Source organism: Natronomonas pharaonis DSM 2160, assembly GCF_000026045.1.
Lineage (GTDB): Archaea > Halobacteriota > Halobacteria > Halobacteriales > Haloarculaceae > Natronomonas > Natronomonas pharaonis.
The window spans coordinates 1,934,809-1,948,886 of the sequence record NC_007426.1 but is presented as its reverse complement, the minus strand read 5'-3'; the positions used below and the strand labels follow the sequence as shown (position 1 = coordinate 1,948,886).

Genomic DNA, 14,078 nt, shown 5'->3' with positions numbered 1-14,078 from the left:
TATAATGGAAAATAATATCTGATGAGATGCTCCGACACACCAGCCGAGGACTGGAGTGACAGGAGGCACTCCGAGTGAGTGACCCCCGGACTCAGTGGAACGTCCGGCCGACATCGGATTTGCCGGACGGCTCCTCACCGGGCGTGAATTCCTCTTCGACTTCCTCGTAGCGTTCGCGAGTGTCCTCGCTCACGCTTGGGCCGACCTCGTCGAGGGCTTCCTCGAAGTGTTCGGCAGTGATGCGGACGTTGCCGACGCTTTGGGCTGCCTCCTCGGGGGAGACGCTCTCGATGAACTCGCGTGTGGCGGCCATCGAGGCCTCACGGCAGACGGCCTCGATGTCGGCGCCGACGTAGCCGTCGGTCCGTCCAGCCAATTCGCTGATGTCCACATCGTCGGCGAGCGGTTTGTTCCGGGTGTGGACGGCGAAGATTGCCTCGCGAGCCTCCTCGTCGGGAACCGGAACGTGGATGTGGCGGTCCAGCCGGCCGGGGCGCAAAAGCGCCGAGTCGATGAGGTCGGGACGGTTCGTCGTCGCGATGACGACCACGTCTTCGAGTTCTTCGAGGCCGTCCAGCTCGGTCAGAAGCTGGGAGACGACGCGCTCGCCGACGCCGGAGTCGCCCATCCGTTCGCCGCGTTCGCCGGCGATGGAGTCGATTTCGTCGAAGAAGACGACAGTCGGAGCGTTCGACCGTGCCTTCTCGAAGACTTCGCGGACGCCCTTCTCGGATTCGCCGACGTACTTGTTCAGCAGCTCCGGACCCTTGATCGAGATGAAGTTCGATTGGGCCTCGTTGGCGATGGCCTTTGCCATCAGGGTCTTCCCGGTGCCGGGCGGGCCATACAGGAGGACGCCCTTGGCGGCCTGCATGTCCATCTGCTTGAACACCTCGGGGTACTCCAGCGGCCACTGGATGGTCTCGCGGAGCCGCGATTTGGTGTCATCGAGACCGCCGACCGCATCCCAGGTGGTGTCGGGTACCTCGACGAAGACCTCTCGCATCGCCGACGGCGTGACGCCCTTGAGCGCGTCTTTGAAGTCGCTCTCGGTGACAGTCATCGACTCAAGGACCTCAGCCTCGATTTCGTCCTGCTCGAGGTCGAGCTCCGGCCGAATGCGCCGCAGCGAGTTCATCGCGGCTTCTTTGGTTAGGCTTTCGAGGTCCGCGCCGACGAAGCCGTGGGTGTTTTCGGCGTACTGTTCGAGGTCGATGCCGTCAGCCAGCGGCATTCCGCGGGTGTGGACCTGCAGAATCTCCTTGCGGCCCTCCTTGTCGGGGACGCCGATTTCGATTTCGCGGTCGAAGCGGCCGCCGCGTCGGAGCGCAGGGTCAATCGCATCGACGCGGTTGGTTGCGCCGATGACGATGACATCGCCGCGCTCTTCGAGACCGTCCATCAGGCTCAGCAGTTGCGCGACAACCCGACGCTCGACATCGCCGCTGGTCTCGCCCCGCTTGGGCGCGATTGAGTCGATTTCGTCGATGAAGACGATCGCGGGCGCGTTTTCCGAGGCCTCGTCGAACACCTCACGGAGCTGTTCTTCGGATTCCCCGTAGTATTTTGACATGATCTCGGGGCCGGAGATGTCCGTAAAGTGGGCGTCGATTTCGTTGGCAACAGCCTTCGCCATCAGGGTCTTCCCAGTCCCCGGCGGGCCGTGTAGGAGGACACCTTTCGGCGGCTCGATGCCGAGCTGCTGGAACAGCTCTGGGTGTCGCATCGGCAGCTCGATCATCTCACGGACCTGTTCGAGCTCGCTGTCGAGGCCGCCGATGTCCTCGTAGGTCACCGAGGGCGTGCCGCCCTCGCCGGGCGCCGCTCCCGACCCATCGGAAGGCCCGGCGATCTGCTCGGCCGGCTTTTCGCTGACCTGAATCTCCGTCGAATCGGTGACGACGACGGTGCCGCTCGGCTCCGTGCCGGCGATTTTCAGCGGAATCCGCTGGCCGCTCTTCGACGAGAGCGGGCCGAGGCCGAGCGAGAAGGGCACGTTCTGTCCCTCCGTGACCGCCTGCCCGCTGAGCTTGTCGCGAATATGCGGGCCGATGTTTCCGCGAATGCGGAGGTTCTGCGGCAGCGCAACAGTCACTTCCTTGGCGGGGTTGACATCGGCCGGCTCGATGTGGACGTTGTCATCGATGCCGACGTCTGCCTCTTGCCGAAGCCGACCGTCGACGCGGACGACGCCGTTGCCTTCGTCTTCGGGATAGCCGGGCCACACGCGAGCGACGGCGCGGGAGTCGCCGCTATCGAGGACGACGTAGTCGCCGTTCTCGACGTCGAGTTCGTCCATGGCGGCGCGGTCGATGGCGGCCAACCCGCGGCCGGCGTCTTTCTGCTTGAGGGGTTTGACAGTCAGCTTCATGGATTATCGCTCCATCTCAATGGTGACGACCCCATTGTTCATAACAGCACGGGCCGGGTCAGCCGGTACTGCGAACTCGTATTGCTCGCCGTCAACGACGACGATTGCAGTGCCGTCGACGACGTCGACGTGGCCGTCGACGGCACCGAAGTCCGCTGCGAGAACAGCCGCGTCCTCGTAGTCGTATTGCCGGACAGGACCGTCGAGGTCGTTCCGGAGTGTGCGGAGTTTTTCTCTCATGCTAACTCAGAGTTAGTCTTCAAGGTATATAAGCTTTTTCCTGAAAACGCCCTCAAGCGGCAGGGCCGTTAAAGAATAGTAGAATTGCGGTTCACACAGAAACAGCCCACGGACACCCCCGACACACAAGCGACAGGGACGTCGCTGTGTTTATACTCGACGGCCGCAACCGTCCGCCATGGAGACTGTCAGCCACGACGGCCGGACGACGGCCTATCGGACAGCGAGCGACGACGACCCGACCGTCTGCTACATCCACGGCGCTGGGGGGGCACACGACGTCTGGACCCAGCAGTTCCGCGGTGACGCTCCGCCGGCGGTTGCCCTCGACCTTTCGGGGCACGGCGAAAGCGATGATATCTCGGCCGACGCCGGGACGGAGACGCTTGACGCCTACGCTGATGATGTCGTTGCAGTCTGTGAAGCCACCGGCGCGAGCGTACTCTGCGGCAACTCGATGGGCGGCGCTGTCGCGCTGTGGATTGTGCTCGAACGGGCCTTCGAGCCCGACGGATTGATACTCGCCGACACCGGCGCAAAGCTCTCGGTAGACCCGGACTTTCTCGACACTATTTCGGCGGACTTCGAGGGCGCGGTTGATTTCCTCCACCGTCCCGATATGCTGTTCCACGAGCCAAGCGACGAGCTCGTCGAACCGTCCAGACAGGCGCTGCTGGAGACCGGACAGGACGTGACGCTCCGGGACTTCGAGACCTGTGACGCCTATGATGTCCGCGACCGCGTCGGCACGGTTTCGGTGCCCACGCTGGCGCTCTGCGGTGAACACGACCCGCTGACGCCGCCGGCGTTCCACGAGTTCCTCGCCGACGAGCTGCCGGACTGTTCGCTTACGATATTCGACGACGCGGCACACATGCCGATGCTCGAACGACCGGCAGCGTTCAACGAGGCCGTTCGCTCGTTCCTCGATTAATCAGTCAAGCCGCTCTGCGGCGTCCTTCTCGACGAGCACCTCGGCGTTCGGCTCCGGAAGCGTGACGACATCCTCGGAGCCGAGTTCGTAATCACGGTCGTCAGCGCCGACAATCTCACCGACATCGGCGGTAATGCGGACCGTTGTACGCGGCAGTCCGGGCATCGACGACGCCGTCTCAGTAGCGTCCGATGCCGATTCAGTCGACGGGCCGGCGGCCGCTGTCCCGCCATCGGTTGCCTCGGCCTGTTCCGGTGGGTCTGGCGGGACCGGGTGCCCATCACCGCTCGGCTGTTCGGGATTCGGTGCCGGCGGGCCCTCCGACGGGATGGGCTGCTCTGCGGTTGCCGTGGACGGCTGTTCCGGCTCCGGCGGAGCGGGTTGTTCGGGGTCCGACGCCGTGGGCTGTTCAGCTTCCGACGGCGTGGACTGGTCCGGGGCTGACGGTTCGACTGGTGTGTCGGCCGCTGGCTCGTCGCTGTCGCCGCCCTCGTCGCTGCCGGAGCCCATCAGGTCCGCGGCGCTGACACCATCTTCCGCCGACGGTGACGAGCGACCGTCAGGTGCTGTCGGTGCGTCCGGCTCGGACGTGTCGGCTGCGGCCGGTTCTGTCTTACTTTTGGGCTGTTCTGTTCCGCCAACTGAACACGACACGTCGGGGCCGTCCCCGTCGAGTACCGAAAGCACCGCGTCGCGGTTGTCCTCGATGCGGTCGACAAGGTCCTCAAAGAGCCGTTCCTCCTCGTCTGTCAGGCCGGCATCGTCGACGGGCATCCCGGCCGCAGCAATGGAGGCCTTCTTGACGACCTTGCCGACGCGCCGTTCGTATATCGCCTCGACGGTCTGTTCGGCCGTCTCGATGTCGTTGGTCAACTGTCGTACCTTCGGCGAGGAGAACGGGTCGTCGACTTCCTCGACGACGCGCGCGCGCTGCTCGGTCAGCTCTTGGACGAACGCCCCAACCTCACGATAAAACGACGGGCGAAGCTGCTGGAGGTCGCTGGACTGGCGCTCGCGTGCCTGTACGGATTGTAGTTCGTCGAGGTTCATTCTCCTGCCTTGCTCGCATAGCCGCGGGCCATCGCGAAGACGCCCACGTACTCCGGGACGGAAGACACACCCTCCGAGAGCCTAAAGCTTTCCCCACGGAGCTCGACCGTCGTCGGTTCCTGGGTGTATATCGCTATCTCGTTGCCGACGAATGTCTCGGGGACCGCATCGGAAAGCGGGTCGAACGCGTCGATAGCGTCGCGGTCGAGGTGCTGGACCTCCAGTCCGGTGCCGCCGTGGAGGCTCCCCGGCAGCCGTATCAGCCGGTTGATATCCGTCGTGACCGGCTCGTCGATGGGTGCGGACTCCGCTTCGACGACGGTCTCGAAGAGTTCCCGCGCGATGCTGTAGACCGCCGGATGAACATCGACGTTGCCCTTCGTTAGTTCCTCGCGGTTGTTTCTGGCCGCGGTCAGTGCCGCCTTGGCTTTTCCTTCGCCGATGCCGTCGAACTCCCGGAGTCGGTCGAGCGCCGCCGCCTCCTCCATTGTGAGTACCTCATCAAAGAGTGTGGTCAGCCGCGTTCGGACGCGGCCGGCCCAGCCGCCGTCCGGCAGCGTTCGCTTTTGTGCCGGCGACGACCGCCCCGCACTGCCGGCGACCGCCTGTGTCGAGACGATGTCGTCGAAGTCGAGTCCCTCGCCGAGCACGTACTCGACGATTTCCCGACGCGCGGTTCGGTCGAGTTCGAGTACGTCGTCTCTGCGAACGTGGACGTGATATCCTCGACCGCCGGAGAAAACGACAGCGAGCGGCTCGAAGCCGAAATCCTCGACCAACAGGTCCAGCAGCCGACTGAGCGCACCCTTGCAAGCTTCGAGCATCGCCGCATAGCTCGTCTCGCTGGGGTCGATGCCGGGAAGGTGGTCGGCGTCGAGGTCGAAAACCAAATCGGAGCCCCGCCAGCCCTTCTGTCCCATGCTGCTGGCTCCGGGGTCGTCGTACCGACCCGCAGAAAAATAGACGTGTCGCGGGCGCTCGCCTGCCAGAAAGCCGCCGAGGTCCCCGCCGCCGGTCACATCGAGATACGAGTGGTGGCGGACCATCGTGGTCCCGCCGTCGCCCCACGTGATGTAGCCCCACTCGCGCTCGTTGGCGGCCGGCGGCGGCGACAGTGACGCCCGGCGGTAGTGGTCGCCGAACCGGCCCTTGAGATACTCACGGGTGCGACCGTTCATACCCGCGGTAGCACGGTCCGACGAAAAAGCATTGCCGTCCGCCGCCGCCCGACTAGGTCCCCGGCATGAACCGCGAGAGCTTCGTCGTCAGGCTCTCGTTTTCGCCAAGCCGGAGGTAGTAGGCGTCGCCGTGGTCTTCGTAGTAGTCGTCGATTCGACGCTCGATTTCGAAGCCGAGCGACCGGTAGAAATCGAGCGCCGGCTCGTTTGTCGTCCGGGCATGGCAGGTGACAGAGCTGTGGTCGTCGGCGACCGCCGCGACCAGTTGGCTCCCGAAGCCACGGTCGCGGTAGTTGGGGTCGACCGCCAAAAAGAGGATGTAGCCGTCCCGTCGTGTCGCCGCGAAGCCGACCAATTGCTCGTCGTCGTAGCCGGGCTCGACGAGCGCGTAGACGCGCGCGCGCCGGTAGGCATCGGTGAAGAAGTCCCGGCGCTGTTTGAGGACGCCCTCGGCGCGCCGAATCCGTTCTTTCAACTCCCACGCAGATTCGACGAGGGCGTCGTCACCGGCACCGATGGTCCGGGTGTCGATGGTGACACTCACTGCCACGAACTACGGCGTCGCCGAATATAATTCCACCGCCCTCGGCGTCACTCGCCCCGCAACGCTTTCGGTCGCCCGCCCGGTGGGTTCCGCTGATGGGATACGAACTCCGCGACCACACCGCCGACATCGCCGTCGCGGCGACCGGCGCGACGCTCGATGCGGTCTTTGCGGCCGTTGCCGACGGGCTCTCGGCGGCCCACTGTGAGACGTGGCCCGACGACCGCGGCGACCGGGTTTCGGTCGCGGCCGCAGCCGAATCTCGGGAGGCGCTGCTTTTTGAGTATCTCGCCGAGCTCATCTACCAGCGGGATGTCCGCGGTGTCCTCCCTGTCGACCACGAACTGGCTGTCGAGGAAGACGCCGGCGACTGGCAGCTGGAGGGGTCCGCTCGCGGCGTGCCGCTCGATGCAATCACAGCGCGCGAAATCAAGGCCGTCACGTACTCCGAGATGGAACTCACCGAAACCGAGGACGGCTGGCGTGCCTACGTCGTCTTCGATGTGTAGGGCGCGGCGACGACGTGTGGCGGTGTGTTGTCGGACCAGTACGTCCGCTGCAACGTGTGGTATTCCCTCCCGAAATCCGCAGACTGCGGCCGCGTCGTCGAGCTATAAGGACAGGTTTATTATCACTGACCTCCCACGTGCAGATGTCGCTCGCTTGGTGTAGCCCGGCCAATCATATTGGCCTTTCGAGCCGATGACAGGGGTTCAAATCCCCTAGCGAGCATTCTCAGACCACAACGCTCTTTCAGCCGTTGCTGTCTCTGTACTAGCGATGACTGACGCTGACTCGACAGCCGACGCCACGGCAGCCGAACGCCCCACGGCCCACCACGTCGGGCTGACCGTCTCCGACCTCGAACGGGCGATTGCGTTCTATACCGACCTCTTCGACTGTACCGTCGAGAGTCGCTTTACCGTCGACGGCGAGGCCTTCGAGACGGTCGTCGGCGTCGATGGCGCTGCCGGCTCCTTTGCCCACCTTGATGCCGGCGGCACGCGACTCGAACTCGTCGCCTACGAGCCGGCGGGCGAGCCGACCCCGTCGGCCGAACTCGTCCAGCCCGGTGCGGCACATGTCGCCTTTGAGGTTGCTGATGTCGATGCCTTTGTTAACGACCTGCCCGACGGCGTTGCCCCGCTCAGCGACCCACAAACGACTGCCAGCGGCACGCGGCTCGTCTTCCTGCGTGACCCCGACGGCAACCGCATCGAGCTTCTAGAGCCGTAGCCGCCGCGGCAACCGCCACGGCTTTGTGTGCCCCCGGAAGAGATGGAGACGATGGAGGGTCGCGCAGCCGCACCCGCGGCAGGGACCGTACTGAACGCGCTGGCGAACGGGTATGGCTCGGCGTTCGCCATCGACGCCTACACCGAGGCGACGGTGACGCTGGACGATACCGGGTCCGTCACCGGCGAAATAGCCGACGCCCCCGATGCGGACACGCGTCTCATCGAGCGGTGTGTCGAAGCCGTCGTCGAACGGTTCGGCGACGGCCAAGGCGGCCACGTCCGGACCGAAAGCGACGTGCCGATGGCCTCGGGGCTGAAAAGCTCCAGCGCCGCCGCCAACGCAACGGTGCTGGCGACGCTTGCGGCGCTGGATGTCGACCTCGACCGCGAGGCGGCTTGCCGTATCGGCGTCGACGCCGCTCGCGATGTCGGTGTCACCGTTACCGGAGCCTTCGACGACGCCTCGGCGTCGATGCTCGGCGGCGTCACCGTCACCGACAACACGAGCGACGAACTGCTACAGCGCGACGAGCCGGACTGGGACGTGCTGGTTTATACGCCGGACGAACGGGCGTTCTCGGCGGATGCCGACGCCGACCGCTGTGAGCGAATCGCGCCGATGGCCGATGTCGTCTACGAACTGGCCCGCGATGGCGACTACGAGCGGGCGATGTGCGTCAACGGCTTCGCTTTCTGTGCGGCGCTTGGCTATCCGACCGACCCGCTCGTCGAGGCGTTGCCGGCCGCCGCCGCGTCGCTTTCCGGCACCGGCCCCAGCTACACGGCTGTCGGCGACCGGGAGACGCTCGAATCGCTGGAAACTACCTGGAGCAACAGAGAGGGACACACATGGCTGACAACGACACAACAGACCGGAGCGACACGGAAATGACTCGCGGCGACCCCGCAGAGATGGACCTCGACGAACTCCGCAAGGAGATACAGAGTATCGACCAAGAAATCGTCGAACTCATCGCCCAGCGGACCTACGTCGCAGAGAGCATCGCCGCCGTCAAACGCGAGCGTGGCCTGCCCACGACCGACGAGTCACAGGAGGAAGCCGTCATGGAGCGGGCCGGCGAGAACGCCGAACAGTTCGATGTCGACGCCAATCTCGTCAAAGCAATTTTCCGCCTGCTGATAGAACTGAACAAGGTCGAACAGCGCGAAAGCCGATAGTCTTCTTCCAAGCGCTATAATCGGCCCTCGCCCGGCTCGGTTAGGGTGACCACTCGCCGTCGAACTCCTCGTGGCTGAACGGCTTGGCGTCCTCGCCGGCGTAGGTCGCCACGAGGTGACCGTCGCCTTCGAGGTGGTATTTGTACGTCGTGAGCCCCTTAAGGCCGACCGGGCCGCGGGCGTGTATCTTGCCGGTGCTGATACCGACCTCCGCACCGAGCCCGAACCGGTAGCCGTCGCTGAAGCGCGTCGAAGCGTTGTGGAAGACACTCGCCGAGTCGAGCCGGCGCATGAATGTCGACGCCCGGCCGTCGTCCTCGGTGACGATGGACTCGGTGTGCTTGGAGCCGTTTGTGTTGATGTGGTCGATGGCCGACTCCAGCGAGTCAACGACTTTGATGGCTACGATGAGGTCGCCGTATTCGCTGGTCCAGTCGTCGTCTGTCGCGGCCTCGATGTCGCGGTCAAGCACCGAGCGGGTGGCCTCGTCGCCGCGCATCTCGACGTCTGCCTCGGCGTATCGGGCCGCGATGTCGGGCAGGTACTCCTCGGCGACATCCTCATGGACCAAGAGCGTCTCGACGGCGTTGCAGACCGCCGGATACTGGACCTTTGCGTCGTATGCGATGTCGGTTGCCATGTCGAGGTCGGCTGCGTCGTCGACATAGACGTGGCAGACACCTTCGGTGTGGCCCAGCACCGGGATGCTGGTGTTGTCTTGGATGTAGCTGACGAACGCCGAGCTGCCACGCGGCATCAGCAGGTCGACCGAATCATCCATTCCAAGCAGTCTATCGACATCCTCGCGGGCCTCGATGAGCTGTGCCCAGCCGTCGGGAAGGTCCGCTGTCGCCTCGCGAATAATCTCATAGAGGACCCGGTTCGAGTGGCTGGCCTCGCTGCCGCCCTTCAGGATGACGGCGTTGCCGGACCGGAGGCTGAGCGCCGCAATCTGAACCAAGGCGTCGGGACGGGACTCGAAGACGGTCCCGATGACGCCGATGGGGACCGACACCTTATACAGGTCGAGCCCATCGTCGAGTTCCCGGGCGGTGAGCGTCTTTCCGAGGGGGTCTTCTTGACCGGCGACGCTGCGGACCATCTCGATGATACTGTCGAGTTTTGCGTCGGAAAGCTTCAGCCGGTCGACGAGCGCTTGGCTGTACTCGCCGGCCTCCAGCATCTCCTCGGCCGCTTCGACGTCCTTTTCGTTTGCTTCGAGAACCTCCGCCCGCCGTTCGTCGATGGCGTCGGCGATGGCCTGCAGGTTCTCTTGCCGGGCTTCGTCGCTTTCGTTTGCGAGTTCGAGCGCGGCGGTCTGTGCGGCGTCGACTTTGGCTTCGGTCGTCTCAGTCATCTGTCTCACCGTTTATTGGGACAAATAGTGTGCCCACCGATTTGCCGGTGGCGATTTGTTGTAGTACGTCCGGTTCGGCGGAGCCGGCGATGATTGCGGGGATACCGTATTCGCTGACGTTGCGCGCCCCCTCGACTTTGGTTCGGATGCCGCCGAAGTCCGACGAAGAGCTCTCCTCGACGAGCCCCTGTATCTGGTCGTAGTTCTCTCCGACCGCTTCGATACGCTCGGCGTCGGGGTCTTCCTTCGGGTTGCCGGTGTAGACAGCGTCGACATCGGTCAACGTCACCAGCAGGTCGGCGTCGACGCCGACAGCGACCGACGACGAGAGCATGTCGTTGTCGCCGATGCGAATCTCCTGTGTCGCGACGGCGTCGTTTTCGTTGATTATCGGGACGATGTCCCACTCAAGCAGCGTCTCGACGGTGTTACAAAAGTTCGTGAACCGCTCGGGGTTTTCGAGGTCCTGCTGGGTCAGGAGAATCTGGGCGACCTTTCGGTCGTACCGCTCGAAGCTCTCGGTGTACCGGCGCATCAGGTGGCTCTGGCCGACCGTCGACAGCGCCTGTGATTCCTCGACCGTCCTGCTGCCGTAGCCGACCCGTCCGATGCCGGCTCCGACCGCGCCGGATGAGACGAGCAGGACATCCTTGTCCCGCTCGAGGAGGTCGGCGATGTCATCGACGAGCTTGTCGAGTTTGTCGTCGTCGAGGTTCGACTCCTCGTCGGTGAGCGAGTTCGTCCCCGCCTTGACGACGACGCGCTTGGCGTTTGCGGCGTCTTCGCGTGCGGCTTCGACAACCGATTGGGGCACCGAACCGAGTTCGTCGGCTATCGTTTCACTCATCGTCGGATTCGTCGGCCAGTTCCTTCGAACGGCGCTCGGCTGCGGCGACCGCATCGACGACCGCTTCGTCGGCGTCGCTGTCCCACAGCACGTCCATCCCTTCGATGGTCGTCCCGTTCGGCGAGCAGACGGCGTCGATGAGCGTCTCGATGTCCTCATCGGACCGCAGTACGGTTTCGGCGGCCCCCTTGAACGTCTGTGCGGCGAGGACTCGCGCGTCCTCATCGTCGAGTCCGCTTTCGACGCCAGCCTGCCGCATCGCGTCGATGAGATAGAAGACGAAGGCCGGACCGCTTCCGTTGACTGCGGTCGCGATGTCCATCAACTCCTCGTCGATGTCGACGAATTCGCCGACATCGTCGAGCATCGACCGGACATCGTCGGTGACGGTTGATTCCGTTACGGCCGCCGCCATGTTGCGGGTCTCGGCGGCGAGATTCGGCATCACGCGGACGACAGTCGCGTCAGTCCGGTCTGCGAGGGCGTCCGTCGAGACGCCCGCGGCGATAGTGACAAGCGTCTGGTCCGACGATAGCTCGATGTCGTCGACGACGTCTCTGGCGATGTGGGGCTTGACGGCGACGACGACGATGTCGGCGTCGGCGGCGACGGCCGGGTCGTCGGTCGTCTCCGCGTACTCCTCGACGGCCTCGCGGGCCTCCGGGTCGAGGTCACACGCCGTCAGGGTGTAGTTGCCGCTCTCGGCGAGGCCACGCAACAGGGCGCCCCCCATGTTTCCACAGCCGATAACGCTCACGCTAGTCATCCTAATCGGGTACAGTAGGGTCGAGGACATACAACTTTGGCTTCGCCGCCGCGCCGACAATCCGTAGGTTACGGGGGGCTACCGGATGCGCACGGTGAGTGCTCCGGTGGATGTCCCCAAGCCGCTTACTCTCCGCGGAGTTCGGTCATGTGGTCGATGCGCTTCTGGACAAGGTCGGGCTTGCCGATGTCGTGCCGGACGCGGAGCCCCTCTTCGCCCGTTCGTTCGAAGGCGGCTTCGACGATCTGCTCTGCGCCGCTGATGTCGTCGTCGATGCCAACGACCGCGAACGACCGGGAGGTCGTCGTGTAGATGCCGTCCTCGCGGGCGTCGACGCTGGCATAGAAGAGTTCGGCCTCCCCGGCGCTTTCGGCGTCGATTTCGACACGAGCGCCCGCTTCGGGGTCGGTCGGGTAGCCGTCCGGGACGGCGTACTTACAGACGGTCGCCTGTTCGGCGAAGGAAAGCTCCGGCAGCGGCTCGCCGTCGCGGGCGGCCGCGAGCAACTCGACGAAGTCCGTCTCGAGGACGGGGAGCGTATTCATTGCCTCGGGGTCGCCGAACCGGGCATTGAATTCGACGACCTTCGGCCCGTCGGTGGTAAGCATGAACTGACCGTAGAGAATTCCCTTGTACTCGGGCATCGCCTCGACGACGGCGTCGATAACGTCGACGGCGGCCTCGTAGTCGGCCTCGTCCATGAACGGCAGCTCGGGTGTCGCGTCGGTGTACGAGCCCATGCCGCCGGTGTTCGGTCCCTCGTCGCCCTCGTAGGCGCGCTTGTGGTCCTGAACGGCCGGCGAAACGCGGTAGTCGCCGTCGGCGACGAACGCCTGCACGGTGAACTCCTCGCCGACGAGCCGCTCTTCGAGAACGAACTCCTCGTAGTCGCTTTCGAGGACGTAGTCGACGCCCTCTGCAGCGGTTATCTGGTCGCCGATGACGCGGACGCCCTTGCCGCCTGTAAGCCCGCGGGGCTTGATAGCGAGGTCGCCGTCGTAGTCGCGGATGTAGTCGGCGGCCGCCTCGGGGTCCTCAAAGGTGGCGAAGTCGGGACAGCCCGGGATGTTCTCGTCGGCCATGAACTCCCGCTGGAAGGCCTTGTCCGTCTCAATCTTGGCCTCGGCCTCGCGTGGGCCGAAGGCGTACACGCCGGCCGCATCGAGTGCGTCCGCGACACCGGCGTTGAGCGCCGACTCGGGGCCGATGGCTGCAAGCGTCGCATCGACCGACTCGGCGTAGTCGACGACCGCCTCGGCGTCGGTCTCGTCGAGTTCGCGGTATCCGGCCGCCAGTTCGTCGATACCGGGATTGCGGTTCGAGGCACAAGCATACAGGGTTCCGTGCTCCGAATCGTCGACCGCGCGGGCGATTGCGTGTTCGCGCCCGCCGCCGCCGACGAGCAGCACCGTCTCTGTCATACGCGAATCGGGAACGCACGGAAGTGTAAACGTTGCCTTTGCCAGTGGCCGAGATATGCATGGACGTGGATTGTGGCGCTCCCGGCGCGGCCGTCGCGTCGCCGCTGCGCCAAAAGATGATACAGGCGCGGCGTGTGCTGACCGTATGGTCGACGCCGACATCCATCTACTGGACCGCGGAACGATTCGTACCGACAGCAACCACATCATTGAGGGACACATCACGGCGTCGGCGGACAACCCACATCCCGATGTCGCACTCGTCGATGGCCCGGTCTACAACCTCCTCATCGACCACCCCGAGGGAACTATCCTCTGGGACACCGGCTCCCACCCCGAGGCCGGCGACGGCCACTGGCCGGACGAACTGTACGCAGCGTTCGAACACGCCGATGCCGACGAACGGGACCTCGATACAGCCCTCGGTGAGGTCGGATACACCGTCGACGATATCGACTACGTCGTCCAGTCGCATCTCCACTTGGACCACGCGGGCGGGCTCTACCGTTTTGCCGACACCGACGTACCGGTGTTCGTCCACGAAGCGGAGCTCAAATACGCGTACTACAGCGCAAAGACTGACGCCGGCAGCACTGCCTACCTCGCCGACGACTTCGACCACAACCTCAATTGGGAGATTGTCCACCGGGACGGCGAGACACATTTCGAGGACATCGAGTTCCTCCATCTCCCCGGCCACACGCCGGGACTTTTGGGGCTCTCTATCGACCTCGACGACGAGGGGCGGGTGCTCATCGCCGGCGACGAATTCTACACGCGGACGAACTTCGAAGACGAACAGCCCCTCGGAGCCGGGCTGTTGTGGAGCAAGCGCGACTGGTACGACAGCCTCCGCAAAATACAGGAGCGACAGCGCCGCCACGACGTCCGCGTGTTCTGCGGCCACGACCCGGTCGATGTGGCGACGCTTCGTGATGAATTCGCCTGAAAAG

At 64.6% G+C, this 14,078-nt stretch carries 15 protein-coding genes and 1 tRNA gene; 7 read left to right on the top strand and 9 right to left on the bottom strand.

Annotation, left to right across the window (positions count from 1 at the left end; genetic code table 11):
- Positions 1-91: 91 nt before the first annotated feature.
- Both NP_RS09885 and NP_RS09880 read right to left on the bottom strand, forming a co-directional pair.
- Entirely contained in the window at positions 92-2,371 is a 2,280-nt protein-coding gene (locus NP_RS09885; protein WP_011323706.1) for a CDC48 family AAA ATPase, read from the bottom strand.
- 3 nt (positions 2,372-2,374) lie between these two features.
- On the bottom strand, positions 2,375-2,611 hold the full coding sequence (locus tag NP_RS09880) for a DUF7127 family protein (RefSeq protein ID WP_011323705.1): 237 nt from the start codon (positions 2,609-2,611) through the stop codon (positions 2,375-2,377).
- A gap of 178 nt (positions 2,612-2,789) precedes the next feature.
- Here NP_RS09880 and NP_RS09875 point away from each other — a divergent pair, with 178 nt between their 5' ends.
- Complete coding sequence (locus NP_RS09875) at positions 2,790-3,545, top strand: alpha/beta fold hydrolase (RefSeq protein ID WP_011323704.1); 756 nt, start codon at positions 2,790-2,792, stop codon at positions 3,543-3,545.
- On the opposite strand, the gene NP_RS09870 is transcribed toward NP_RS09875, so the two are convergent.
- From NP_RS09870 to NP_RS09860, 3 genes are read right to left on the bottom strand one after another with little or no spacing between them, the layout of a single operon-like run.
- A complete protein-coding gene (locus NP_RS09870) occupies positions 3,546-4,595 on the bottom strand; it encodes a DNA replication complex subunit Gins51 (protein ID WP_011323703.1) in 1,050 nt (349 codons plus the stop codon).
- Positions 4,592-5,773, bottom strand: a complete 1,182-nt coding sequence (gene priS, locus NP_RS09865) for a DNA primase small subunit PriS (protein ID WP_011323702.1) — start codon at positions 5,771-5,773, stop codon at positions 4,592-4,594. Before priS ends, NP_RS09870 begins: the two co-directional genes overlap by 4 nt.
- Positions 5,774-5,825: 52 nt before the next feature.
- Positions 5,826-6,317, bottom strand: a complete 492-nt coding sequence (locus NP_RS09860; protein WP_049939645.1) for a GNAT family N-acetyltransferase — start codon at positions 6,315-6,317, stop codon at positions 5,826-5,828.
- A gap of 95 nt (positions 6,318-6,412) precedes the next feature.
- Here NP_RS09860 and NP_RS09855 point away from each other — a divergent pair, with 95 nt between their 5' ends.
- From NP_RS09855 to NP_RS09835, 5 genes are all read left to right on the top strand, one after another.
- Entirely contained in the window at positions 6,413-6,826 is a 414-nt protein-coding gene (locus NP_RS09855) for an archease (RefSeq protein WP_011323700.1), read from the top strand.
- A 148-nt stretch (positions 6,827-6,974) separates the two neighbouring features.
- A tRNA-Glu gene (locus NP_RS09850) sits at positions 6,975-7,049 on the top strand.
- 48 nt (positions 7,050-7,097) lie between these two features.
- Entirely contained in the window at positions 7,098-7,553 is a 456-nt protein-coding gene (locus NP_RS09845; protein ID WP_011323699.1) for a VOC family protein, read from the top strand.
- A gap of 51 nt (positions 7,554-7,604) precedes the next feature.
- Positions 7,605-8,447 (top strand): shikimate kinase, encoded by an 843-nt coding sequence (locus NP_RS09840; RefSeq protein ID WP_049939643.1) that lies wholly within the window; start codon positions 7,605-7,607, stop codon positions 8,445-8,447.
- The gene (locus NP_RS09835) at positions 8,405-8,734 is read left to right on the top strand and encodes a chorismate mutase (RefSeq protein ID WP_049939642.1); all 330 of its coding nucleotides are present in this window, start codon (positions 8,405-8,407) and stop codon (positions 8,732-8,734) included. The genes NP_RS09840 and NP_RS09835 overlap by 43 nt, the downstream gene beginning before the upstream one ends.
- Positions 8,735-8,774: 40 nt before the next feature.
- Here the strand turns inward: NP_RS09835 and NP_RS09830 are convergent, their stop codons facing one another.
- From NP_RS09830 to purD, 4 genes are all read right to left on the bottom strand, one after another.
- The gene (locus NP_RS09830) at positions 8,775-10,091 is read right to left on the bottom strand and encodes a glutamate-5-semialdehyde dehydrogenase (RefSeq protein WP_011323696.1); all 1,317 of its coding nucleotides are present in this window, start codon (positions 10,089-10,091) and stop codon (positions 8,775-8,777) included.
- Positions 10,084-10,938 (bottom strand): glutamate 5-kinase, encoded by an 855-nt coding sequence (gene proB, locus NP_RS09825; protein ID WP_011323695.1) that lies wholly within the window; start codon positions 10,936-10,938, stop codon positions 10,084-10,086. Before proB ends, NP_RS09830 begins: the two co-directional genes overlap by 8 nt.
- Positions 10,931-11,704 (bottom strand): pyrroline-5-carboxylate reductase, encoded by a 774-nt coding sequence (gene proC, locus NP_RS09820; protein WP_011323694.1) that lies wholly within the window; start codon positions 11,702-11,704, stop codon positions 10,931-10,933. Before proC ends, proB begins: the two co-directional genes overlap by 8 nt.
- Before the next feature lie 125 nt (positions 11,705-11,829).
- Positions 11,830-13,125: a phosphoribosylamine--glycine ligase gene (gene purD / locus NP_RS09815; RefSeq protein WP_011323693.1), complete on the bottom strand. Its 1,296-nt coding sequence runs from the start codon at positions 13,123-13,125 to the stop codon at positions 11,830-11,832.
- A 145-nt stretch (positions 13,126-13,270) separates the two neighbouring features.
- Here purD and NP_RS09810 point away from each other — a divergent pair, with 145 nt between their 5' ends.
- Positions 13,271-14,074 (top strand): N-acyl homoserine lactonase family protein, encoded by an 804-nt coding sequence (locus NP_RS09810; RefSeq protein WP_011323692.1) that lies wholly within the window; start codon positions 13,271-13,273, stop codon positions 14,072-14,074.
- Positions 14,075-14,078: the final 4 nt, after the last annotated feature.